This is a genomic window from Bacillus sp. AFS037270 (assembly GCF_002585305.1).
Genome location: NZ_NUNF01000020.1, coordinates 1 through 25,732, shown reverse-complemented (window position 1 = coordinate 25,732; position 25,732 = coordinate 1). Strand labels below are relative to the sequence as shown.

Here is a 25,732-nt window from a genome sequence, read left to right as displayed (position 1 = left end):
AACTGACCTTATTATCGTTTTTTAGGAATGATGGTTAGGTTTCTGATTTCGTCAATCGGGTAAATGTAAGGTATAAGAAAAAATTATACTTGGAGGTAAACCCATGACAAATAAAAGAGATAACCAAATTGACCGTGACCAATATTTTAAAGAGAGAGCTGGGACCGATGATGCAAGGTTCCATGTAGTTCCCCATGACGAAGAGAGCTGGGCGGTGAAGATTGAGGGCAGGCAGGAACCAGCCTGCACAAAAGATTCAAAGAGTGAGGCTATAAAAGAAGCCAAACGGATGGCAGAAGAATCTAAAACAATCGCATACATTCATGATGATGACGGTAAAATTGAACAACAGCATAATTACATGGAATCTTAAAATGCCCCGGGAAGTTAGCCTTCCCGGGTATTTTAATGCGAAGAAGAGCAGTTAAAAGCGGCCCGTTTTAATGATGGAATAAATAATCCATAAAAACATTAAGAACGCAATCACAAAGCCAACCTCGAGAGCATGTATACTGGTTAGAATGGTGTTGGATCCAAAAGTGGCCCCAACGATTAGACCCAAAACCACGATACTAAAGGCGAGCAGTGTTAAACTAAACGAAAATTTGTTGCTTAAGCGATCAATTTTTGTAAAAATATCATCAAGCTCATGTACACTAATTTTCACCTTTAAGTCCCCTTCGGAAGTTTTCTGAAGAACTTCCTCAAGCTGGCCAGGAATTTTCGTAAAGCTTTCAGCCATATCCTCTGCATCGGTCAAAAGCCTTTTTCCAAATTTGACAGGATTATAGCGTTCTACCAAAAGTTGTTGAGCGTAAGGCTTGGCCAGTTCAAGCAGGTTTAATGAAGGATCAATATCTGAAGCAATTCCCTCTAACGTTATTAAAGTTTTACCCAGCATCATGAAGTCAGTTGGGATATAAATCTGATGATTATGTGCAACCGAAAAGAGTTCGTTGATCGTCAAACCAAAATTCAATTCTCCTAAAGGGGTATGGCTGAATTTTTTTCTGATTCTGTCCATATCATCATAAAATTGTTTATCATCCACCGATAAGGGGACATAGGTAAGCCTGTACATAGCCTTCACTATTAAATCAGTATCTTCGTTCATAAGACCGATCATCAATGTGGTCACATCATATCTTTTTCTCGAAGATAATCTGCCTATCTGCCCTAAATCAATGAACCCCAGCTGCTGTGTATTAGGATTGTAAAGAATGTTACCAGGATGAGGGTCTCCATGAAAGAAACCCTCCCTTAAAATTTGGGTAACAAACGATTCTACTAACCTATCAGCAATCTGTCTTTTTTCCTCCTGGTTTAGGTTAAGCTGCTGGATCTCGGTAATTTTTATTCCTTCGATCCGTTCCATAGTAAGTATTTTGGCTGTAGTGTAATCCCAATAAATTTCGGGGACTTTTATGCCGTTATGGTTTTCAAATTGAAGCTGAATTGTTTCGGTATTCCGGCCTTCCTCCATGTAATCCAGTTCATTTTTGATCGATTCTGACAGCTCATCCATCAAATCTGTTATATGGTATTGTTCCGCCCAATCGTAGTGGTTTTCCATCATCTTAGATAGGTCCTTTATTAATTCAAGGTCCGCAAAAACCGTTTCGGTTATTTTTGGCCGCTGTACCTTTACCATTACCTCCTGGCCGGTTGGCAGTACCGCTTCATGAACTTGGCCGATGGAAGCAGACCCGACCGGTGTTTCATTAAAGCGAACAAATACATCCTCCACCGACTGTCCGAATTCGAGCTGGATTTTATCCTTAATCTCATTAATTGAAACTTGATTGACATGATCCTGAAGCAGTTCCAATTCACGAATAACTTCAACTGGTAATAGGTCACTCCTAATACTAAGGAGCTGGCCTAACTTAATAAACGTCGGGCCAAGCTCCTCTAATAAATGGCGTAAGCGGTATCCCATTTCCTTCGAATTCCCCTGTTTAAAATCTGCCATTAACCGGTCTTTTAACGTAAGGGTATCGGTTAAACCGACTTCTTGGACGATGTAACCAAACCCGTGTTTAACCAACAAGGAAACTATTTCTCTATATCGATTCAAACGTCTAATTCCATTTGTCCCCATATGCAACCTATATCTGTTCTGCGTTTGTTTTGTTATTGATTAACATCCCTTTTTCAATCCTATTCTTCACTTGATCAGCCTGTTTATCTTTTCCATATAGATTATCTCCAGGTCCGAATAGAAAACCATAGTTAAATAGTTCTTGCATTGATAAATCCTCCTTAAGAATGTTTTACTATTAAATACCCTTAAATGAAGGAGGTATATCATAAAATAAGTATTAAAATTAATAAAATTGGAGGGCCTTTTCCCTCCATTTATCTTCAAACAACTGATGGGGAGTGCCGTAGAGTCTCTATCTCTGATGTGTGCGTAATGCTTAGTAGCCGAATAGAAACAGACAGAAGTAATAAAATTCTGTCTGTTTTTTATTACTATTCTCATGTCATAAGGTAAAACTAGTATAGAAAAAGTGAAATTAAATATGCAAATTTGTTATCAAATTATTTTCAAGAATTACAATATATGTTTCAAACAAGAACAGGGAATCACCCCCTGCTCCTAAAAGAACAGAAAGCCATCCCCTATGACAACTGATTGCGAACATTCGCTTCATTCTTTTCGTATTTGGTGTAGTTCAGCATAATAATCGCTCCAACAATAAAGAAGATAGCCGGCAACCAGGTAAAGCAAAATTTAATTGCAGCTAAAGAAGTAGCCGATTGAGTTACATTTGCCACATAGCCTGCTTTTTCCATAATGATAGAAGGGATAAAACTGCCTAATCCAGATCCTAATTTGATACAGAACGAGCTGCCGATGGCAGTTAAGAATCCGCTTGCACGAATACCTGTTTTCCATTCTCCGTAATCAACCGTATCAGATAACATGGCAAATGGTAATGTTACAGCAATACCCGTTCCAAGAGATGCTACTACCCATCCAAAGATTATCATCGATGCACTACTTCCAGCAAAAGCAATAATAACTTGGCCTATGGCCGCAATCGCAAATCCTATGATCTGGGTATGCGTTTTCAGAAATCTTTTAACAATAAATGGGAGAATCGTGATCGATACCATTTGAAAAACGACAAGCCCGTTTAAGATTGATGCTAAGTTTTTATTACCAAGATTATATTCTGAATAATATATAACTGTTGAAGTTCTAGCTGTATTACCTAACCAATAGAAGATAAAAGCAAGAACCAAAGTAATCCAAGGCCAATTTCCCTTCACTGCTCCGAAGCTTTGCTTAATAGGAATCGATTTGATACTTTTTGTATTGATTTCTTTCGTTCCAGCAAAAGCAAAGAGCAGTAAGGCAATCGCAATCACGGCGGAAATGCCTACGGTGACTTGAAAACCGAATTTATCATTCCCTTTACCAAAAAACTCGACAAGTGGTAAAGTGAATGAAGCAGTAATTAAATAACCAATCATTCCACCATTACTTCTCCAAGAATTTAAACGAACACGTTTAGTAGAGTTATTTGTTAAATTTGGTAAAATCGCAGTGATAGGTGTTCCAATACCTGTATAGACGACTCCAGCAAGAATGTAAGTGATTAAAGCATAGGTAAACTTGGCACTAGCTGATAAATCTGGAGCTAAAAAAGCTAAAAATACCATGAGCCCAAAAGGAACGGATAGCCATAGCCAATAGGGACGATTTTTCCCCATTTTGTTCGTGTGTGGTCTATGACTAATCCCCAAATAGGTGCATCCAAAGCGTCAAAGATACGCGCAATAAGCAGAATTAATCCGGCTGAAGCGATCGAAATTCCAAAAACATCCGTATAAAAATACATAATAAAACTAGTAAGTGTACAATATAGTAAATTACCAGCCGTGTCTGTACTAGCGTAAGCTAATACTCGATTTAAAGACAATTTGGAGTTAGTCTCTTCATTTATACCGATTTCTAATTTTTTCGCTGTGTTTCCCTCCATCATTCATCTCACTCCCTAGTTAGTAATTCTTTTATTTTTTTAAATTCCCCATCGACTAATAATAGCTGTGGTATAGATTCTCCATTTTCTGAAGTAAAATGTAAATTTCCGTCATAAAAGTGATATTCAGTCGGGTAAGGTGCATAACTAGTAATTAAAAGTCCTTCGTCAGTCTCTTCGATAGAGCCATTCACAATGGAAACGATTCCATTTTCTTCATATAGGAATGTCTTCTTTCCAAATCCATCTAAATAGGCAACTAGTTCTTCGCCCATGTCCCAATCAGCCGTTTCTTCTTCTTTCGTAAATAAACGAGTAAAGATTCCCCCATCTCTATAGAAAGTCGACTGGCCGAATCTGTTTCGAGATAAGTCAGGCCTATTGATATGAGGTCCTGCTATACTATAGGTTGAAGCTGCTTCCCCAGTTGTTAGTATCGTATCTGTAGCTTTTGCATTTGTATCATAGCAGTAAAGAATACCGATAGTTGCACGATAGGCAGCTTTTAAGTATCTACTATCATGTAATTCTTCGTAAGCTTTTAAACATGCTGCAGCTGTCACTCCTCCCCATAAGGAATGAATCATATAAGATAAGGCTTCCCACCAGCGATCAGGGCTTTGCGCACGGAAATCATTTGAAAAGCCGATATTTGCAATGACTAATTCCCCATATTTTTTGGCTGCATCGAAATGATTTGTCTTAGCTAATGCTCCTGTTGCAGGCCCAAATCCAGCATTATCATAGAAATGCTCAGTAACTGCCGCTTTATAAGTTTTGCTATTAATAGCTACATTCTGCGCGATCTTTAACCACAAAGAACTGATTTCCTCATATTTCTCCGTTAGTCCACGAGTTTTAAGCTCTTCCATTAATTCATCAATGTACAAGAAAAACACGCCTAACATTCCTGCTTCTTCTTTTCCTCGGTGGTTATCATGTAAATCAGGATTCACCCGTAAAGAGAACACGTCAGCTGCCCAGGATAAGTAAGTATCCGGATGGTTTAACTGTAAAATATTCTCTTCAAACTGTGAAAGAAGGTAAAAGACATGAGCAATATATTCGAAATCCATGCAACGGTAGAAATCACCATATAACTTGTTTGGTTTTGTAAAATCACCGTTTTGGAACCACTTTTGACGAATATAATAGACGCAGCTTGCTTCTACTTTTTGAACTTCCTTGATATTCGTCGTTCCTAATAGATTATTTTTTAACACTAGACTTAATTTCCCTAAAGATTCACCCTGATTGGAAATAGGTGAGTAACTGTAAGGGGTTTCACTGTTTTCCCCATTAAACAACACATTACTAATATAGTAGGAACGATTTTCAATTGTTCTTTTGATTGGTTCCATTACATTAAGGATAACGCTATCATAATTTTGATTATCAACTTCAATCGTAATTTTATGCTCCCCAGGTGTAGTGAAGATGAGGTTAGCATGATGTTTATCCTTTTCATGTTTAATATCTGCAAAGATATTTTCTTTTTTTCTTTCACCAGCCTCATCCAAATATTCGAAATAGGCATCGGTTAAATCCTTATCTTTTGGTAATTCGAAAGCTAATTTATAATTTTGATCCGCAATGGCAAGTGGTTCGAAATCAAAAATAGGATGACCATAATTCTTTTGTCCAATCAGATAAAAATCGCTTTGATTTTTAAAAGGCTCTAATGAGTATTCCCATTCTTTTTCGCTTAAACTTGGAAGAATAAACCCCTTTTTTTCATGTAACCAATCGGCATTTTCGAACTTCTCTGGATATCCTCCTGCTAGAATTAATTGATGAAATAGCAGCCCATCTAAAGAAGGGGAAACGCTTTCGAAAAATAGATTATTATACGAACAATAAGTACCTACTGATAACGTTTGTCCCTTCGTTTGATACATCCCTAAATGGGGTGCCTCATTACTTCTGCGAACACACGCCAACTTAGAATAGTCGTGTGAGATCGAAGGAAAGACAGCAGCAGAATGATTTGTTTGTAAGTTCAGATCATTGATACGGTACATCACATAAGAAAAAGAGGACCATATTGCAAAATCTGTAATATTCAATTCGTTTTCTGTACTATTTTTTAGAGTGATATTCCAAACAAGACGATCTTGTGAATGTGTTAAATCGTACTTCATGTTGACTTCTATTTGTTCAAAAGCATAAGTGACTGTAGCTTGTGCATCATCTCGTGATATTGTCGGGAACATATCTACACTACTTAGTATTTTTCCATCTATTTTTAGAGAAAAATTTCCAAACAATTTATCATTTTCTTCATATCCACTATCGTCAAGATATGATGAATTCATCACCCAATTCATTTGATGAATATCCTCTTTTAATACTAAATTTGTCAAATTTCCACTCGGTGAAATTTCTAATCTGAATTGTTTATTCTCCAAAAAAATTACCTCCTTTTCAAAAGTTTACTAAAAGAAAACGGCTAATTAACTGTGTTTTTAATAAGTATTCAAAGGTATAATAATTTGTAAGCGTTAACCGCTACTAAAATATATCAAACTATAGATGGAATGAAAATAAAGTATTCTAATCAGTTTTTAAGATATTTCACACGGTTTAAAATTTTCCTAATGAACATGTTGAAATATGGAAGCCTTTAGATAAATGTTAGAGGATGAAAAAATAGAGGTGATTTGTATGGAAATCGTGTCAATTGCAGTGCCTCCTTTCCCAATCTTTATAGAAGGGAATATCACAAAATATGAAAAAGGGACATCGCATCCGAATAGAAGTGATTTGGAGTATTTCGATATTATTTTTGTAAAAAAGGGGAAGCTTTACTTAACGGAGAATGGGAAAGATTTTACTGTAAATAAAAACGAAATGTTAGTATTACTGCCTTTGAAGCACCATTTTTCGACCCGCCCGACAGATGAAGAAACAGAATTTTATTGGCTGCATTTCTATACAAATAGTTACTATACAGAAGGTGATGAACCGAGGAAACTAAAATCAGACATTCCAATCCCATCTTTACACTTTCACAATCACAACTATACCCTTCAGTTACAAAAAAAGTGTAAATTAGTAGATTATGAGGAGATTTACAAAAAAATAGATCAGCTTTTATTGGCTACGACGAATGAAAATAAAGAATTATCATTTTGGGATATACAGATTAGCTTTTTTTCTCTCATCAATCTATTGGAGTCTCAAGGAATGGCAAAGGATAGCGGTTACATTATTTCAGAAAAAGTGGCCCAATTTATAAGAGATCATTATCATAAGCCAATTACAAATACGATGTTAGCAGAACAATTTAATATTCATGAAAACACAATCGCTAAGTATATGAAAAGATTCTATAAAGTAACTGCACTAGATTATTTAAATACTTATCGTCTAGAGCAAGCACGAATTTTGCTTTTAAAAACAGATTATTCCATTCAATCAATCGCAGAACAGTGTGGTTTCAGTTTTGGCCCCTATTTTTCAAGCGCTTTTAAAAAAACTTATGGTATTTCGCCACTTAACTATCGGAAACAGCATATGAGGAGCGTAAAAGGAAAAGGTTGAATTAATAAGCTTTTTCCTTTTAGGTTTCAATCCAACCCGCTTCCACCACATCCCTGTTTGCACCAACCGCTCCCCCAAGTGTTTCCGCCAATTGGTGTATTAACTGAAATCCCTCGAAGCTCCCTAATCCTTTTCCACCTGCCGGTTTTTGTGGCGCCTATACCTTGGAGACAATCGTTGGAGACCCCTTCAAACCAAGCTGTTTCACATCGACCTGTTCCAGGTCATCAACAGACCAGATATGAGGCTTATATCTAGCAGCTTTTAGCATGTTAGGAAGTGGAGAATACGGTACTTGAATTTAACACCAAGACTTTTTGATAGTCAATAAGATTCTGAGTTAAATAATTCCTTTTTAAAAAAATCTGAATAAAATAAGCAAAAAGCTAATTTAAACCATTTGGAGGAGAGTAATTTGCAGTCTGCAAATAGTATGGAGATTGGAGTTTATTCATTAGCCGATTTATACCCAAATCCACTAACTGGAAAAACCATCAGTGCAAAGCAGCGAATTGAAGAAATAATTAATGCGGCAAAAATGGCAGATGAATCTGGGCTAGATGTATTTGGTATAGGAGAACATCATCGTTTAGATTATGCCGTGTCATCTCCGCCTGTCGTCTTGTCAGCGATTTCACAAGTCACAAAGCGAATTTAACTGACAAGTGCTACGACCGTATTAAATACCGTTGATCCTGTTCATTTATTCGAGGATTTTGCAACACTAGATCTTATATCAAATGGCCGAGCAGAAATTATTACAGGGCGGGGAGCTTTTTTAGACTCCTATCCTCTTTTCGGATACGATATAAATAATTATGATGAATTATTCCAAGAACACATAGACCTTCTTCTAAAGCTAAATGAGAAGGAAATAGTTACGTGGAATGGTCGCTATCGTCCATCATTAAAGCATGCTGAAATCGCACCGCGCCCTATTCAACAGAAGATTCCAATATGGGTTGGCGTTGGAGGGACACTCAAAAGTGCAGAACGAGCGGGTAAATTAGGCACTGGATTGGCACTAGCGATACTAGGCGGCGATCCAAGCTTGTATAAGCCGTTTATTGACCGATATCGAGAATCAGCTGCTGAATCCGGTCATGCTCCAGAAAATTTGAAGGTTGCAGTTACAGGACACGCTTATATTTCAAAAACAAATCAACAGGCAAAATTAGAATTTTACCTGTATCATTCATATTGGCACCATCTTAACCTTCAGCATGGGGTAAATAAGACTTTCTCAAGAGCAAAATTTGAACAGGTTTCTGGAAATGAAACCGCCCTTTTTGTTGGCAGCTCACAGCAGATAATTGAAAAAATCATGCGCCAATACGAGATGTTTGGTCACCAACGGTTTATGGCACAAATGGATATTGGTGGTATGCCTTATAAAAAGGTTGCTGAGAACATTGAACGATTAGCAACTGAAATTGCGCCTGTTATACGAAAGGAAACAAGGAAATGATTTTACTATTAAAATACTTATTCTTCCTGTGAAATTATCATTGAATTCGATGTGTTTATGAAATACAGAACTAAGGAATTGAGGCATTCTCAGCATGTCGATTAAGTAGATAGATCCCTATTGGAAAATAAAAATCCCCTTCCGCAATTTAATAGCCAAAGGGGATTTTGTCTATTTAAATCAAGAATATTCAAGGTTTAATCTAATAATTTAGAAGGAATTCTTCTAGTGATAGAAAAGCATGTTTTTCATCAATCCCTTCAGCAACAAGAGTGACTAATTCACCTTTTCTAATTGTTGACTTATTTTTACTACTTCAGGATATACTGTTTCAATGCTGCTGTTATGTGGTTCTTAACTCACCAAACAGATTGTCAATTGCCTTGTTCAAAACGTTTCACTTACCTTTAAAAAGGGTACCGAAGGAGTGGGTAATTCATTTAACCGCTCTTTCTTTTTTATGTGTGTACATATTTTCGTGAGGAGGATCACTATGGAAAATAAGAAGGCTGTTCAATTAAATAATTTTTCTATTAATAATGAAGAAAAGGCTCCTTTGACTACTAACCAAGGGCTAAAAGTGTCTGAAGACGAGTTTTCTTTAAAGGCTGGGTTAAGAGGACCGACATTGATGGAGGATTTTCATTTTCGCGAAAAGATGACCCATTTTGACCATGAACGGATTCCAGAACGGGTGGTTCATGCCCGTGGAGTAGGGGCCCATGGAATCTTTCAACTCTATGAATCTTTGGTTGAATATACGAAAGCTGACTTTCTCACTGATACCTCCAAAACGACACCAGTTTTTGTACGCTTCTCAACGGTACAGGGCTCTAAAGGGTCAAGTGATACCGTTCGCGACGTCCGAGGATTTGCGACCAAATTTTATACAGATGAAGGCAACTTTGATTTAGTTGGTAATAATATGCCTGTTTTCTTTATTCAAGATGCGATTAAGTTTCCGGACTTTGTACATGCTCTTAAACCTGAACCTCATACAGAAATTCCACAAGGGGCGAGCGCTCACGATACGTTTTGGGATTTCATTGGCCAAAATCACGAATCAGCCCATATGGTTATGTGGGCAATGAGTGATCGTGCCATCCCGCGCAGCTTACGGATGATGGAGGGATTTGGTGTGCACACGTTCCGATTGATCAATGCAGATGGTGAAGCACATTTTGTCAAATTCCACTGGAAGCCAAAACTTGGTGTTCATTCACTAGTTTGGGATGAAGCACAGAGGATTGCAGGTAAAAATCCTGACTTCCACCGCCAAGATCTGTATGAAGCGATTGAAAAAGGAGATTTTCCTGAATGGGAGCTTGGCTTGCAGATCATTCCTGAAAAAGATGAATTCAACTTTGATTTTGACATTTTAGATCCAACAAAATTATGGCCAGAAGAAGAGGTACCTGTAAAAATCGTTGGTAAAATGACCTTAAACCGCAATGTTCAAAACTTTTTTGCAGAAACTGAACAAGTCGCTTTTCATCCCGGTCATGTAGTACCCGGCATTGATTTTTCAAACGACCCTCTTTTACAAGGACGATTATTTTCCTATACAGATACACAGCTTTCCCGCCTGGGAGGTCCCAATTTCCATCAGATTCCGATTAATCAGCCGGTCTGTCCATTCCATAACAATCAACGGGATGGAATGCATCAAATGACTATTCATCAAGGGCAAACAAGCTATCATCGAAACGGTTTAAATGCCAATCAGCCTGAACCGGCGCCGATTGAACTAGGAGGCTATGAATCTTATCAGGAAAAAATCGAGGGACGTAAAATTAGAGGCAGAAGTAAGAGTTTTCTCGATTTCTACTCTCAAGCGAAGTTATTCTATAACAGTCTTACTCCAATCGAACAGCAGCATCTGAAAGAAGCACTAAGCTTCGAGCTTGGGAAATGCAAATCGGATATGGTTAAAAATAACGTTGTGGCACTTTTAAATCATATCGATCGGCTAGTAGCGGAAGAAGTGGCTGACAATATTGGTGCGGAACTTCCTGAGGAAAATCATGAAGTAAAATCACATAAAAAGTCCCCTGCCCTTAGTATAGAAAACACGGTTAGACAACCGACTACTAAATCCGTAGCAATATTATTAAACGGTGAACCCGATGATGAAAAATTAATCGATTGGATTAGAACCCTAGCACAATTTAATATCAATTATAGTATTGTTGCAAAAAAGGTGTTTACGATTAGTCCTGTCCTAAAAGTGACAGATACATTTGATACGGCAGATTCCTGTCTTTTTGATGCAGCACTATTGATTAGTACGAGTTCTCAAGTCGAGCCGCCTGTATTGGAATTTGTTGAAACTACCTTCAAACACTTTAAACCTTTAGCACTGGCCTTAAAAGATAACAAGGTACTAGAACGAAGTAGAGTGCAGTTAGAAGCACCTGGTGTTTATGATTTATCAAAAGCGGATATACCTCTATTCATAGAGGGAATCGCTCAGGGACGTTTCTGGGAACGTCCGTTATAATGCAATAAGCCCTGAACATTAAATTGTTTAGGGTCTTATTGTTTGTATTAACTCTTAAAAATCTATCTAAATTTTATATTGGTTTAATCTTGTTTTTAGATATATAATCAAATAAAGAAAGCGTTATCATTGTAGTCACTTCGCTACTTCTATATATAAGGAGGATTTAAGATGAGCCAAATCGAAAGAAATTACAAGGTGAAACATTTATTAGAAAAACAAAAATTCAGTGAGAAAGAAATTGCGGTCATGACAGATTCACAGATTGAATATTATCATTGGCTCTATTTTGAAGATTCCGTGTATGATTATATGTAAGTAGTAATAAATTAAAATATTTTAATTCAGCTTCTTGAAGCTGTTCCAATAACCTCTGTCGAAGGATGGTCTACAACTTTTGACAGGGGTTTTCCTATTTATCCATCTAAATAGGCAACTAGGTCTTCGCCCATGTCCCAAACAGCCGCTTCTTTTTCTTTCGTAAATAAACGAGTAAAGATGCCCCCATCTTTATAGAAAGTCGACTGGCCGAATCTGTTTCGAGTCAGGCCTATTGATATGAGGTCCTGCTATACTATAGGTTGAAGCTGCTACCCCAGTTGTTAGTTTCGTATCTGTAGCTTTTGTATTTATCATAGCAGTAAAGAATACCGATAGTTGCACGAAAGGCGGCTTTTAAGTATCGACTATCATGTAATTCTTCATAAGCTTTTAAACATGCTGCAGCTGTCACTCCTCCCCATAAGGAATGAATCATATGAATAAAGCTTCCCACCAGTGATCAGGGCTTTGCGCACGGAAATCAATTGAAAAGTCAATATTTACAAGGACTAATTCCCCATATTTTTTGGCTGCATTGATATAATGGGTGCTTGCTAAAGCTCCTGTTGCCGGGCCAAATCCAGCATTATCATAGAAATGCTCGGTTACTGCCGATTTATAGGTATGGCTATCATTAGATACATTCTGCGCAATCTGTGACCATAACGAACTGATCTCATTATACTTCTCCGTTAGTCCACGATTTTTAAGCTCACTTAACTATCGGAAACAGCATATGAGGAGCATAAAAGGAAAAGGTTGAATTAATAAGCTTTTTCCTTTTAGGTTAGGTTGACTGTTCATAAAAAAAGAATCCCATTTTATTAAACTGGGATTCTTTTGATTTCAATTATAGACTGAATTTTACATATTAAGGTAATTTCCAGCTGGTACCACTATGCCATCATTTATCAACCTTTGCTGGTGTTGCTTACCTTCTCTTTGGATAGAGCTTTTTGAAACTGTTCAATTAGAATTGGGACAATTTCAAAGGCATCGCCAACAATTCCATAATGACAGGACTGAAAAATGGGGGCTTCTTTGTCCTTATTAATGGCAATTATTAAACCGGAATTTTTCATTCCCACTATATGTTGAATTGCACCCGAAATACCTATTGCAAAATAAATTTTTGGCGTTACTGTCACACCGGTTTGCCCTACTTGATGAGCATGTTCAATCCAACCCGCTTCCACCACATCCCTGCTTGCACCAACCGCTCCCCCAAGTGTTTCCGCCAATTGGTGTATTAGCTGAAATCCCTCGAAGCTCCCTAATCCTTTTCCACCTGCAACAATGATATCTGCTTCGTCGATTCTTACTTTCTTTACCGTATCCTTTACAATTTCCAAAACTTTTGTCCGAATATCTTCTTCCTTTAGGGATATTATTTCTTCAATGATCTTGCCAGTTCTCCCAGACTCTGGGGTCAGCGCCTTCATGACTTTGGCACGTACTGTAGCCATTTGGGGCCGATATTTTTTACATAGAATGGTCGCCATAATATTTCCGCCAAAAGCCGGCCTGCTCGCTAATAGTAACCCTGTTTCCTCTTCAACATCCAGCTCCGTCGTATCCGCCGTTAAACCTGTCGGCATATCGGTGGCAACCGCACTTGCCAGGTCTTTTCCTGTTGAGGTGGCCCCGTAGAGGATAATTTCTGGTTTATATTTATCCGTACATTCCAGCAGCGCCTTCATGTAGGGCTCAGTCCTGTAATGTTGAAAGATGGGTTGATCATATACATACACTGTATCTGCTCCGTATTCAAAAACGGTATTCGTTAAATGTTTAACATTTTCTCCGATTAGAATACCGGCCAATTCCACTCCCCGTTTGTCTGCCAACTTTCTGCCTGCACCCAATAGTTCAAGGGATACGGAAGCAACCACTCCATCTTTTTGTTCAATGAACACCCAAACACCTTTATAATCTCGGAAATCCAATTACATTTCCTCCTTTGATTCAAACAATTCTTTCTTATCAATCAGGACAGAGACCAACTGATCTACTTGTGCCATTGGGTTTCCTTCAAGGAACGTTCCCCCTGCCGGCTTTTGTGGAGCCCAAACTTTGGAGACAATCGTTGGAGATCCCTTCAAACCAAGCTGCTTCACATCAACCTCTTCCAGGTCATCAACAGACCAGATATGAGGTTTATATCTGGCAGCTTTTATCATGTTTGGAAACGGAGAATACGGCACTTCATTGATTGTTTTTTCAACGGAAAACAAACACGGCAATGTGGACCTTACGACTTCATATCCGTCCTCCAACTTGCGATGAACAATGGCATATCCTTCTTCTTGATTAATTTCCGCTACTTTGTTCACAGAAGTCAGCGGTGGAATATCCAGCCTTCGTGCAATTCCGGGTCCGACTTGCCCGGTATCTCCATCAATGGACATTTTTCCGCAAATGATCAAATCTACGGGCTGTTGTTTTGCTATTTTTTCAATCGCCTTTGTCACGGCATAGCTCGTTGCCAATGTATCCGCTCCCGCAAACCGCCGGTCCGTGATTAAATATCCCTCATCGGCGCCTATTTCAATACACTTTTTAATTGCGGTAACCGCTGGAGGCGGCCCCATTGTTACAACAGATACGATTCCCCCATACCTATTCTTTAGACGAACCGCCTCTTCAACAGCATGGGCATCATACGGGTTCAATATTGCAGGCGCCGTCCTGCGATCCATCGTGTTTGTTTTCGGGTTCATCTTGATAATTTTGGTGTCAGGTACTTGTTTGATACAGGCTACAATATGCAGCATTTAACCCCTCCCTAATAATTAAAAAGAACATGGTTCCTTTATTTAAAACTTTCCGGCTGAAAGCCTTTTTACGCCCGTTTACATTTACTTTATTAAAGAAGATGTCCTTACATGCGAATTTTCTGACAAATATCTATGCAAATGTTGCAAATGATAATCCAACTGAGAAAAAGCGGCACGTTAGAAACAAAAAAAGACTATCCAAATGATAGTCAAAAGATAGCAGCAAAATAAGTCACTTCATAAAAAAAGAGATGATTATATTGATGATAAACACAAGATACTAAAAAAACAGAGACTAACTAATTCAATCTCTGTTTTAAGAAATATACTATTGCTCTGGTACTGCACCGTCGTCTTAATTACTTTGATTCCCTTGATTCCCTTGATTGTCTTGATTACTTTGATTACCTTGCTCTTTAGAAAGCATATAAAGTTTGTAAATAATAAATAACCCAAATAGACCAGGCATCGAAATACCAAATAATATAAACCAGCTCGTGTTAATGATGTGTAAATAGATCCAATTGGACAATTTACATCCCACCTAATCCTCTTTTCCATAGTGTGTCCAAATAACAAAAAAGCACCCATAATTATGAGCGCTTCTTCTCATTTATCAAGGGCCGCAAGTTATTGCAGCCGATATCAGGAGGTTAAAGAATCCCTCCCACTTCGGACAGGAGGGGGATTGGTCCTTGTGATCCAAACCGGTAAAAAAATTTCTTATTTAACGCTAACAGTTAGAAATATGTATATATTAACCAAGATAATTATTTAATGTTTGCTGTAAGGTAGCTTTTGTTTCAGTATAACTAGTAAGATCAATTCCTAAATGTACCATTTTCCTAACAAGTTCTGGGCGTAATCCGGTTATAACTGATTTAGCTCCCATCAACGTGATACCAATCAACACTTTTTGAAAATGAGCAATGGTTACTTCGTCCATATCGGATATTCCTGATAAGTCGATAATTAATGTTAGAAGCCTGAATTTTGCTATATCTGTTAATACTTTTTCTTCAATAATTTCCATTCGATAAGAATCAAACGTACCAATCAATGGCAATACAGCTACCGTTTGGCTAACTGGTATGATCGGTACAGAAAGATGTTCGACTAATTTCCTTTGGGAAAGGATTAATTCATCTTTATAATGGGAATAGCTAATGAAAAACGAGTTTAGAAACTCATCAATTCCATCATTAACCCTCTCTTCCAATTCGAAAAAATTTTCAACAAAATTAATATTCTCATTTATTCGATCATAAAGCTTGATAAAATACCATATTGAACGTCTTATTGCATGTACCCATTCTAATTTGAACGCAAGAGTTAGCGAATGTTTCGCCCATGCAATTCCTTCTTCATTAGCAAAAGCAATAAGATCATCTTTTCTATTTTCTATAACATAAAGAACTAGCTTTTGAGCATTTTTCAATAAATCAATATTACCCTCTTTTAAAATTCCTTCAATATTAGAGGCAACATTGACAGCCTCAGATAATAGTTTCTCCTGAAATTCATCCTTATGATTGTTGATATATTCTGAAATATTTTCAGTATTATAGAACTTTTCCAATTTTGCTCCTCCTAAGGTAAGTCTCTTTTACACTTCACAGAGGTATCAACATGTAAATACCCGTTAAATAAAATAAATAAACATATTTTGTTAAAAAAGTTGACCTACGATATACGTCAGGTCGTCTTTTCCTGTTTTCGAATAGATCTCCAAATGGTTAGAGATTTCTTCAATCGAACAGGAGGAACTTACTAATGACTTAATACTGGGAATCGCAATACCGTCCGTATGAAGAATAAATTTTGACCCCTTTTCATAAGAAAATGTTTCGCATCGGTATTTTTGAGGCTTTCCAGATAAATATCCTAGGACAGGTAGTGGATAGATAAACCGACCAGAGGGGCAAGAAAGAACAAATTGAATGTTTCCCACCGAACTATAGGTGAATGTCTTTTGTAAAAAATGTACCTTTAAAATTGATATCGTTGCACCCCTTTTATTCTTGAGGACCCGATTGCAACTATCGATTAATACCTCTACCTCTTTATCATGGTTATTTTTCACCTCTTGACGAATCGCGTTTGACGAATGATAGGCATGCTCCCCACTCCCTAAACCATCGGCAACCGCACAAATAAAGTAATCGTCATTTACTTTCATATAAAAGCTATCCCCGTTAAATACATTACCTTCCTTTGGAACCTGATAGGCTATTGCCTGAATATGTTGGTTAAAGTCAAGTTCAAGCATTCTTTTACCCTGCATCTTTACCAAGTGCCTTTCATAAATTTTTGGTTTCTTTTTTAGTTATCTTTAAATACTAGCTATTATCTATATACCTGGGCATACGTTACACTCAAAAGTCTTAATAAAAACTACCCCATTAAGAAAGTTTTAAACTCTTTTTATAATGATTAGCGTAAAATCATCCCTTAACTCAAAATTCTGAAGTCTTTCAATATGACGATAAATGTTTTCCACCATTTCTTGTGCGGATAAATGCATAAAGGTTTGAATTAAATCGGTAATTACCGAACGTTCGATAAATCCATTTTCCGTCCTTGATTCAGTCACACCGTCAGATAGCAAAACGATCATATCTCCGGGTTTAACCTGTTTTTCATATTGCTCATATGTAATATTCTGTTCTACACCTAACACCATACCTCTTGTTTCCAGGTCCGCAAAGGACTGAGAAGAGGCGTGATAATAGAACCCTTGTTCATGCCCTGCAGCAGCATAAGTAAATGAATGCTTAATGACATCATATATTCCGTAAAACATAGTAATAAACATACTTGAATCAACATTATTTTCTACTACTCTATTTAAATTTGTTAACACATCCTTGGGATTATTTCGGGACTTTGGTAAACTATCCATTGCATACTTTATCATAGACATACAAAGTGCAGCAGGTATTCCTTTGCCAATTACATCGGCAATGGCAATACTAATATTTTTTTCATCCTCAACAAAGCGATAAAAGTCTCCATTCATTTTCTTTGCCGGTATACTTATGGCACCAATATCTACTCCATCTAGCTTCGGAATTGGCGTTTCCAATAAGTTTTCTTGTATGCTGGCGGCGATTTCAATTTCAGATTTAATTTCAAATTGCTTGTCCCGTAAGCTTTGATGTTCTTGATAGGCTAAGCCATAGTTCATCATAAATTCAATGAGGAAATCAAACGAAGCTAAAATTTCATCACTAATATCTGGAAATAGATCCTTTAAGACTTTACAATGAATACTAATAATTTCTTCAGGGGGTACTTGCTGTTCAATGGATTTCCTGCTAAACATTTGTCCTTGATACAGTGCAGTTTCGGAAGATTCTTCTATATATCTACGAAGTATTTCCCGATAACTTGATTCTAAAATCAGTTTAAAATCCATCTTCTAACCAAACTTCCTTTCTCGAAGCCATTTTACTACCCGAATGGTTGTCCCTTCCCCAAGTGATGAGATCAGATCGAATTCATCCATTAAACGTCTGACTCCTGGTAATCCTGCCCCTAAACCATTAGATGTTGAAAACCCATCTTCCATCGCTCTCCTAATATCTGGAATTCCTGGGCCGTGATCAACAGCAATTACTTTTAAACCTTTTTTTTCAAAATTATTGACAGGATCAAAATGAATTTCTCCCTTACCTGCATATAAATAAATATTACGTGCCAACTCAGAAATGGCAGTGGTAATTCTTGCCTGATCAACTATTCCAAATCCTAGCTCTTTGGCAATGTTTCTTCCTAGTTGCCTAGCTGCAACGATATCCCATTCTGATAATATTTTTACAGAGGATTCGTTTTCCATGCTTTAATCCCCCAACTCCCTTGTAATATTTCTAACCCCTTTTCTAAATCTAATGCTGTATGGACATCTTGGAGGTGGATTCCAAGTTCAACTAGAGTAATCGCTACAGCTGGTTGAATGCCAGTTATAACAACTTTTACACCCATCAATTTGGCCATACTAATAACATCACCTAGCACCTTAGCAATAAATGAATCAATCATATCTACAGACGTTAAATCAATAACAACACCGCTAGCACCGGTTTCATGTATTCTTTGAAGCAATGATTCTTGAAATTCTATTGCGGTTTTATCATCCAGCTCCCACTGAATAGAAACAAACAGACAATCATATAATTTTAGAATTGGTATTCTTGTATTCATTCTATTCCTCCATTGTTACAATCTTTCGATTTGTCATTTCTAATACAGCCATAATCCCCTTAGACTACAGTAGCTTGAAATTTATTACTTCATAAATTGATAGATTTATATATTCATTACAAATATTGATATACCTTTGTCCGATATTTGATACATTTTTCTTATGTAAACTGTTTAGTTTATCTAATTACTCATCGAACAGCTACTACCTATTTTGGGGGATATATTCAAGAATATAGTACTCCCCCATATTAATCCTCCTTTACTTTGATAATTACGCTTTTTAGTATTATACCAATAACACAAATATTAAGAAAAGCGGTGGCTCTAGGAAGCGCTAGTTTTAGAAAAATAATAAAAGATATGTGTTTAATCTATTTAAAGTACACCGTATTATATGATTATTATATAGGCTATTTACATCATATTAAATCTGAAAGAGAATCTATCCTAGAACGACAAAGGCAAGGTTAACGGTACTAAAAGTAATCAAAAAAAAGGACTATCAATTAAGATAGTCAAAGTTAATAGCAAAATAAGGATACGGGGGAAAGTAGCTAATTATTATATACCCGCATTTTTAAAAGTTAAACAAAAAGCTGTCATTACTTTTTCGCAGTTTAAAGGTTTTAAATAACCGTTAAATCACAGTTTTCAAAAATTGTTCAAACCGTTGGATAAAATTGAATTTCTTTGTAGTGACTGCGTGGAAATCGGACCCAACAGACATGTTGTGCAGGTATCAAGTAATTTTGAAGACCTCTTTTGTTTTCCTCATTTAATTATTAATTAAACGGTTTAGTTGCTGAGAGTGAATTTTACTAAGAGAAATGTATGAAATGATGGAACCAATAAGGGCAATCAGCATGTCCCATTGCGTATCCCATATATCTCCCTGAGTCCCAAGGAAAGCTTCAGCTGCTTCTCCCGTTAGGAGAGCAACCAAAAATTCAACTAACTCATATGCTGCGCTGATCGCTAAACACATACATACCACTGATACGGGAAGCCATTTGGAACCCTTTAAAGGAGAAGTCCTAATCAGAAGTTCTCGAATTATGATGGCAGGGATAAAGCCTTGTGCAAAATGACCAAGCCTATCATAATAATTTCGCTCTAAGCCCCAAATATCCATTAGCCAATTGAACAGTGGCATTTCAGCGTAAGTATAGTGCCCACCAATGAATAATATGGCAGAGTGTATAAGAACCAAAAAATAAACAAGAATCGTAAAGCGAAACAACCTGTAGGTAAAAAACAAAATTAATACTCCTATTAAAGCCGGGATCACCTCGAGCCACCATGTAAACTGATCATGTGGATTGATGGCAGACCAAACGAGCACAGTAGAGAACAAGAGTAAGAAAGCAATCAGGTAATGTTGCTCCTTGATCAGTAAAATCACCACCTTTTACCATGTGGAAAATTATACTTCTCTTACATTTGTTTAACAGTGTTACCTTTTTTCAAATGCTTTTTCATCGCTTTAATGAGGTATCCTCCTTTAAATTTACGCGGTTCATAAGAGATGATAAATGCTTTTGGCTCATATTCTTCGATTAAATCCATCACTTCATTTTCGCGGTTTCGTTTTGTCAGTATTTCTAATTGAAATCTTTTACTATCACGCCCCATTCCTTCAAAGACGGTAACTCCGAATCCTTTATTTCTTAATAAAGCAATCAGTTCTTCATTCATTTCCATTAAATTCACAACTAAACAAGTGTAGCCAATGGCTAACTTATTTTCTATACGTGTACCAATATATAATCCTACTCCAAAACCTACAGCATAAACGACCATTTCAGCAATGCTTTGGTGACCCGAAAAAACTAAGGAAAGACCGAATACATAAATTAGGGCCTCCAGTATTCCAAATGATGAAGCTGCAACACTCATATTCTTCACTAAAAAAATAGTCCGAAGTGTCAAGATAGGGACATACAGTAATTGAAGAGCAAAAATTAAAATAATATTCATTAGCATTAGTAACTCCTCTCCGTTGATTTATCATTTATGTAGTCATGTTTCATGATCAGCTCATTTATTTTATCATGTAAAAAAGTAAGAGACATTATCTATTATAAAATTCCAACTTTTTACCCCTTAAAGGGGTTAAAAAGCTTTGAATCTAAAACCTTATCTAGAGCAATGGTTAATTGATTTATTAATCCAGCTAAAAACAACCACAACTACTGTGCTTTTGATTTTCTTTTATATATTTTCTAAGTTCTTTTGAAGTTATCATCCAGGGCGTTAGTTGGGACGTGCTTGAAGATCTTTCCGCAGTATAGAGAATCTTTGTACTCAGACGCTGGTGTGGAAAATGGTGCTATTTCCTTATCAGATTCCCCAGCCCTACTTGGGTACTAATGAAACCGTTCTAATCATATCCTTATAAAAGAAAACTATACGAAGGAGTGGAAAGTTAGGTGATAAAAGTTAAGGTTGGTTTACGGCCCATTGTTAGTAGGATAAATTTACCCACTGTTGTGAAAACAACAATACTTCCGGGTGACTCAATTGAAAGATTATTTATTGCAACCCAGGTAGGAGAGATTTTTTACATAGGAGACGGAGTTATAAGAACTTTTTTAGATATTCGCCCGCAAATCATAAAACTAGGCGGTTCTAGTGGTGGATATGATGAACGGGGATTGCTAGGGTTAGCGTTTCATCCCGAATTTTATTATAATGGTCTGTTTTATCTTCATTATTCAGTAGCTGGAACACAAGGTCCAGGGGCTCTTTCTGAAAATTTTAGTCCTAACCCATGTGATCCCAAAACCTTAAACCGAAAGTGGATAAATAGAGAAACTCAATTTGATCATATTGATACAGTGGAAGAATGGAGTTTACAATCGAATGGTCAACCTCAAAAAAGACGTACATTACTCAACTTAAGAAGACCCTTTTTAAATCATAATGGTGTCAATAGCTTAAACTTTTCACCTGAAACAGGAAAACTTGTTTTAACAACCGGAGATGGTGGATCAGGCTATGATCCATTTAATTTAAGCCAGGATAATTTGGAAATTGCCGGTAAAATCATTGAAATTGACGTAGGTAAGAATACAATCAATAATCCACCTGTAGTCACACGTTTTAATGAACTGCCTGCAACTACTCAGGAAACGCTTACGGTCATAGCTAAAGGGGTTCGCAACATACCAGGCATTTCATTTCAAAAGTTTTATAATCAATATATCAAATATGTAGGAAATGTCGGACAGGATTTAGTAGAGTCGATTTTTTCATTCGTTCATTATAAACCAATACCGGTTACCCAACTTGTTCAAGCTTCCTTAAGAAACACTGAACCTGACAAAGAAGGCTTTATTAACTTTGGCTGGCGAGGGTGGGAAGGGGCTTTTCCTACGTCGATAATAAGGGGCTGTTCTGCAAATCCGACTTTGGATGAGAAAACAATTGCTTATTACAATGAAGCTGTAAACACTTCTGTGAGGCGTCTTCAGCCTCTAACTAGTTATTTTCATAAAGATCCCCGCCCCGATAAGTTTGCAGGAACAGCACTTACAGGAGTGCAAGCCTTTATGGGGAATGGAATCCCCGATTTAACCGGAAGTGTTGTGTTTACCGACCTTGCCCGTGTTGAAGAAGCTCGACCTCCAGTTAGAGGAGTTTTAGCTTATACCAGGGTTAGAGCCGATGGTAACCTAAATGATTTTAGTGTGATTGAAACGGATTATAATTTTGGAGCTCAATCAGCTTATTATGTTAATTTGGGAACGAATCAGGATCAAACCAGACTATATTTAGGGGTTTATGGCTCTATGAAAGTGACTGATTTTAACCAGGGTACTGTTTTTGAGATTGTTCCATGATTCATATATTCGACTTAATCCAATAAACCTCTTTCTTGGATTTTATTGAATCGAAATATTAAACAAACAAGAAAATAATCATACTCCCTCGTTTGATTATTTTCTCGGGAATTTAACAGCTAAACACCTTGATTTCGCCCCGAATATTTGTAATTCTCTTCCAATAACAAAAATTACGTGAGAGGTCTAAGAAAATTGGAACAAAAGGATAACGAAAAAAAAAAGTAACAGAACATCATTCTGCTACTTCATATTTTAAAAATCGATATCTATAACTTCTTTAATAGTCCCTGTAACTTGATCACTTTTAAGTAATTGCCCTTCTTTCAAATCGTTCACTTCTTTAGTGTGTTCCATAGCAGGCTTTGTGTTATTTGAATTAGCAGGATCAACAGGACGAGAAGTAAGTTCATTTTTAAGTAGATTAATCTCACTTAATAGCTCGCTGCGAAAGGACTTTAATAACGTTTGAAATTGATCCTTATCCAATTTTTTCTCACCGAGTTTCGTGATAAAATCCCGTATCTCGTTTGCTTGGAGGGACCCCCTCCCAATAGGATCAGCTGCGAGACCAGAGGCAAATTCTTGTTTAAGTAAATTGATCTTACCTAAAAACTCTTCACGAAGTGTATCTATTAAGGTAATTGTTTCTTCTTTTTCTGATTTATCCAAATCCTGCTCGACAAGCTTCGTAATATAATCCTCCAGCTCATTTGCCTGTGCTTTTTGCTCAAGAAATGCATACACCTTTGGAGAGATTTTCGATGTATTTAAAGTCAACCTTACACGTTCGTTTTTACGTCCAGATTCCAAATTCATTAATTTGAACACATCCGTTTGTAGATTAGAAGCAGTTAAAAAAAAGTTTGATAGAGCGTAAAATGGCGCAAACATTTGTTGACCCAGATCTGAATACATACTGTTTAATCCGAAAGCGGACTTATCACCCAGAAGATGATCTTTGTTGCTCATACGTTCTTCTCCCTTCTTATGCGAAAACTGCGTTTGTTTCATGCCTGCTTAAAATTTCTAGACCATATAAATTTAACTTTCTTGCATCAGGTAGGAATAGATGATTTTGCTCTCTTATTTCGACGCCATACCTTGTATCAATCGATTCTTCAATGAATCGTTTAAGGATTCCGGCAATTCCACCTATATAAACATATTTATAGACCTTATCTTTAGGTGATGGGAATGTGGTTTCAATTTTCGTTAATAAAATTTGCGTATACTCCCTTAACGACTCATGGATTTGCTCTGTAAGATCAACTTTTTTACCGCTATTGCCATCCCGTTGCTCCATTTTTGTTTTCTCTATGTTATTGATAATGAATTCTTCTAGTGAGCGAACATCATCAAAGTACTCTAATAACTTTTCATTTCTCAGTTTTTCGATGTGTTTTAAGTACGAAATGTCAGTGAAGCAGTTCAATGAATCCCTGCTCTTAGGAGCTTGAAGTCCTGCTTGGAGCAAGGCAAGATCAACGGTCCCTCCCCCTAAATCAACAATTAGGGTTTCATAGTTTTTAAATGAATTTGCTTCCTCACGGTCCTGCAAATCAAAATCTTTTTTTATTGCCCAGCGAGCAACTTCGCTTTCAATCCGGCATTTGCTTGTTTCGACGTGAATGGTTACAACTCTTTCTAATCCGGGAGTTAAAATCGCTACTTGGTGCTCCCCTTCGAATCTGCTAGCCATTTTATTTTGCATATCACTGAACTTATTCGTTTTCTTAAGTAACCAAATTGGAAGCATGGTTGAAAAATAATTAATGTTCACTCGGTTATCTTCTTTGCTGTTTCCTTTTAATACATTGTAATAGGCAACTGATGCCAGGAACATCACATAGGGAATCTCAGATTGTGTTTTATCATGAAGCTTGTTGATATGAATGTTTCCTAACACCTGTTTTTCTGCTGAATCGCCCACTAGATAATATTTCTCTACACCGTCTATTGTAGTTTGAATGAGCATATTTTGAAGAAGGAATTGGGAGTCATTAAAAGTAGACGGAAAGTGACCGTCTGCTTTTTCCTTCGTTATTTCTACTACATTTGTAGGAATCTCAAAATAATAACCATCCACAAGGGTTTGAAAGATAGAATTACCAAAATCGACATTCTGACGTTTTATATCCATTTTTTCTCCTCTTTTCATGTTTTTTCCTTATAATAAGTATATATTCTTCTCTTGTATTTGTCTAAATATGTTGATATTTTTTTAGATTACGATAATTTAATATGCAACATTATTATTCAAAAGCAATCTCACATATTGTAAAGCCTTCAGATACCTTTCACGTTGTTACAACTCTTCTTATTTCTTCACACTTCTGCGCACACAAAAAACCTCCAAATATATAATTTGAAGGCTCTGAACACACACAGTTTCATATCTCGGTTTTACACAGTTAAATCTTAAAAACGAGATAAAAAGCTGTTGAGGTGGGAAGTTATGTAATTGATTTAATTTTTATTTGGCGGGACTGCGTGGGAATCGAACCCACCAGACCTGGCACGCAGGTCTCAAGCAGTTTTGAAGACTGTCTATGGGACCAGTGGTCAAAACAGCTTCAAATTCCTCAGTAATATCAAGGGGTCTCGGCAGTCTCTTAATAGTTTTTTAGACCGTTTTCCCTCAACCTCTACAGTCTCCATTTTAGGATAAATATTTACTTCTTACCATTAAAAATATTATCCAATCAGCCGTAAAGCGGAAACCAAGACCCACAATAACATGTTAAGATTTAACCCTGTTGATGTAGTAAAAAGTTTTTTCTTTGTTACCTAATAGAACCTTCCATTTCGAACTTGATTAATTTTGCCTTAAACGGCATAAAATGAATTATAAAAAAGACTATCAAACCCTTGATATTAAGCCATTTCATCAAATGTAATAAAATGAATTATAATTTCAAGTTCGCACAAGCACGGAAATGGAACGAACTTGGCGTGTGCTGAATCCGCATAAAACAAGGATTTTCAGGGCTTTTATAATGCAACTATCAGCAGAGTAATTTGCTCTTGGTGGAAAGAGGATTAAAAAGAGAACTCCCAGACTTGAACTGTAACCCATAAAG

At 36.8% G+C, this 25,732-nt stretch carries 20 protein-coding genes and 4 pseudogenes; 6 read left to right on the top strand and 18 right to left on the bottom strand.

What is annotated here, in order from left to right:
• Positions 1-103 precede the first annotated feature (103 nt).
• Positions 104-373, top strand: a complete 270-nt coding sequence (locus COD92_RS10530) for a DUF2188 domain-containing protein (protein ID WP_098531913.1) — start codon at positions 104-106, stop codon at positions 371-373.
• 51 nt (positions 374-424) lie between these two features.
• On the opposite strand, the gene COD92_RS10525 is transcribed toward COD92_RS10530, so the two are convergent.
• The 4 genes and pseudogenes from COD92_RS10525 to COD92_RS10515 all read right to left on the bottom strand — a co-directional run bounded on the left by COD92_RS10525 (position 425) and on the right by COD92_RS10515 (position 6,400).
• Complete coding sequence (locus COD92_RS10525; protein ID WP_176541312.1) at positions 425-2,077, bottom strand: ABC1 kinase family protein; 1,653 nt, start codon at positions 2,075-2,077, stop codon at positions 425-427.
• A 31-nt stretch (positions 2,078-2,108) separates the two neighbouring features.
• The gene (locus COD92_RS31910; protein WP_176541311.1) at positions 2,109-2,249 is read right to left on the bottom strand and encodes a hypothetical protein; all 141 of its coding nucleotides are present in this window, start codon (positions 2,247-2,249) and stop codon (positions 2,109-2,111) included.
• 376 nt (positions 2,250-2,625) lie between these two features.
• Positions 2,626-3,851: pseudogene (locus tag COD92_RS10520) on the bottom strand (glycoside-pentoside-hexuronide (GPH):cation symporter).
• A gap of 149 nt (positions 3,852-4,000) precedes the next feature.
• Entirely contained in the window at positions 4,001-6,400 is a 2,400-nt protein-coding gene (locus COD92_RS10515) for a hypothetical protein (RefSeq protein ID WP_098531911.1), read from the bottom strand.
• A 256-nt stretch (positions 6,401-6,656) separates the two neighbouring features.
• Between COD92_RS10515 and COD92_RS10510 the strand changes: the two genes are divergently transcribed.
• Entirely contained in the window at positions 6,657-7,535 is an 879-nt protein-coding gene (locus tag COD92_RS10510) for an AraC family transcriptional regulator (protein WP_176541310.1), read from the top strand.
• Between the two features lie 25 nt (positions 7,536-7,560).
• Here COD92_RS10510 and COD92_RS31555 read toward each other — a convergent pair.
• Both COD92_RS31555 and COD92_RS32770 read right to left on the bottom strand, forming a co-directional pair.
• Positions 7,561-7,677, bottom strand: a pseudogene (locus tag COD92_RS31555) (FAD-binding protein); the annotation flags it as partial.
• 18 nt (positions 7,678-7,695) lie between these two features.
• Positions 7,696-7,833, bottom strand: a pseudogene (locus tag COD92_RS32770) (electron transfer flavoprotein subunit beta); the annotation flags it as partial.
• Positions 7,834-7,968: 135 nt separating this feature from the next.
• On the opposite strand from COD92_RS32770, the pseudogene COD92_RS10495 reads away from it, so the two are divergent.
• The 3 genes and pseudogenes from COD92_RS10495 (at position 7,969) to COD92_RS31550 (ending at position 11,821) form a co-directional block, all read left to right on the top strand.
• A pseudogene (locus COD92_RS10495) lies at positions 7,969-9,003 on the top strand (LLM class flavin-dependent oxidoreductase).
• A gap of 493 nt (positions 9,004-9,496) precedes the next feature.
• Positions 9,497-11,503: a catalase gene (locus COD92_RS10490; RefSeq protein ID WP_098531909.1), complete on the top strand. Its 2,007-nt coding sequence runs from the start codon at positions 9,497-9,499 to the stop codon at positions 11,501-11,503.
• Positions 11,504-11,674: 171 nt separating this feature from the next.
• Positions 11,675-11,821, top strand: a complete 147-nt coding sequence (locus COD92_RS31550; protein WP_141561091.1) for a BH0509 family protein — start codon at positions 11,675-11,677, stop codon at positions 11,819-11,821.
• A 914-nt stretch (positions 11,822-12,735) separates the two neighbouring features.
• Here the strand turns inward: COD92_RS31550 and COD92_RS10485 are convergent.
• The 10 genes from COD92_RS10485 to COD92_RS10445 form a co-directional block, all read right to left on the bottom strand.
• Positions 12,736-13,770 (bottom strand): electron transfer flavoprotein subunit alpha/FixB family protein, encoded by a 1,035-nt coding sequence (locus tag COD92_RS10485; protein WP_098531908.1) that lies wholly within the window; start codon positions 13,768-13,770, stop codon positions 12,736-12,738.
• On the bottom strand, positions 13,771-14,598 hold the full coding sequence (locus COD92_RS10480) for an electron transfer flavoprotein subunit beta/FixA family protein (protein WP_098531907.1): 828 nt from the start codon (positions 14,596-14,598) through the stop codon (positions 13,771-13,773).
• Positions 14,599-14,956: 358 nt separating this feature from the next.
• Positions 14,957-15,133: a hypothetical protein gene (locus COD92_RS31905; protein ID WP_176541309.1), complete on the bottom strand. Its 177-nt coding sequence runs from the start codon at positions 15,131-15,133 to the stop codon at positions 14,957-14,959.
• A gap of 225 nt (positions 15,134-15,358) precedes the next feature.
• Positions 15,359-16,180: an STAS domain-containing protein gene (locus COD92_RS10475; protein ID WP_098531906.1), complete on the bottom strand. Its 822-nt coding sequence runs from the start codon at positions 16,178-16,180 to the stop codon at positions 15,359-15,361.
• Between the two features lie 90 nt (positions 16,181-16,270).
• Complete coding sequence (locus COD92_RS10470; RefSeq protein ID WP_098531905.1) at positions 16,271-16,870, bottom strand: PP2C family serine/threonine-protein phosphatase; 600 nt, start codon at positions 16,868-16,870, stop codon at positions 16,271-16,273.
• A gap of 144 nt (positions 16,871-17,014) precedes the next feature.
• Positions 17,015-18,019 carry a PP2C family protein-serine/threonine phosphatase gene (locus COD92_RS10465; protein ID WP_098531904.1) on the bottom strand — a complete coding sequence of 335 codons (1,005 nt, stop codon included), beginning with the start codon at positions 18,017-18,019 and terminating at the stop codon, positions 17,015-17,017.
• 3 nt (positions 18,020-18,022) lie between these two features.
• A complete protein-coding gene (locus COD92_RS10460; protein ID WP_098531903.1) occupies positions 18,023-18,439 on the bottom strand; it encodes an anti-sigma regulatory factor in 417 nt (138 codons plus the stop codon).
• On the bottom strand, positions 18,418-18,804 hold the full coding sequence (locus tag COD92_RS10455) for an STAS domain-containing protein (RefSeq protein ID WP_098531902.1): 387 nt from the start codon (positions 18,802-18,804) through the stop codon (positions 18,418-18,420). The genes COD92_RS10460 and COD92_RS10455 overlap by 22 nt, the downstream gene beginning before the upstream one ends.
• Before the next feature lie 778 nt (positions 18,805-19,582).
• On the bottom strand, positions 19,583-20,209 hold the full coding sequence (locus COD92_RS10450) for a DUF2238 domain-containing protein (RefSeq protein WP_480254093.1): 627 nt from the start codon (positions 20,207-20,209) through the stop codon (positions 19,583-19,585).
• A 32-nt stretch (positions 20,210-20,241) separates the two neighbouring features.
• Positions 20,242-20,790, bottom strand: coding sequence for a DUF2179 domain-containing protein (locus tag COD92_RS10445; protein WP_098531901.1), 549 nt, complete (start codon positions 20,788-20,790; stop codon positions 20,242-20,244).
• 446 nt (positions 20,791-21,236) lie between these two features.
• On the opposite strand from COD92_RS10445, the gene COD92_RS10440 reads away from it, so the two are divergent.
• A complete protein-coding gene (locus tag COD92_RS10440; RefSeq protein ID WP_098531900.1) occupies positions 21,237-22,649 on the top strand; it encodes a PQQ-dependent sugar dehydrogenase in 1,413 nt (470 codons plus the stop codon).
• Between the two features lie 255 nt (positions 22,650-22,904).
• Here COD92_RS10440 and COD92_RS10435 read toward each other — a convergent pair whose 3' ends face one another.
• Complete coding sequence (locus tag COD92_RS10435) at positions 22,905-23,621, bottom strand: hypothetical protein (protein ID WP_098531899.1); 717 nt, start codon at positions 23,619-23,621, stop codon at positions 22,905-22,907.
• Positions 23,622-23,637: 16 nt separating this feature from the next.
• Entirely contained in the window at positions 23,638-24,792 is a 1,155-nt protein-coding gene (locus COD92_RS10430) for a ParM/StbA family protein (protein ID WP_098531898.1), read from the bottom strand.
• Positions 24,793-25,732 lie beyond the last annotated feature (940 nt).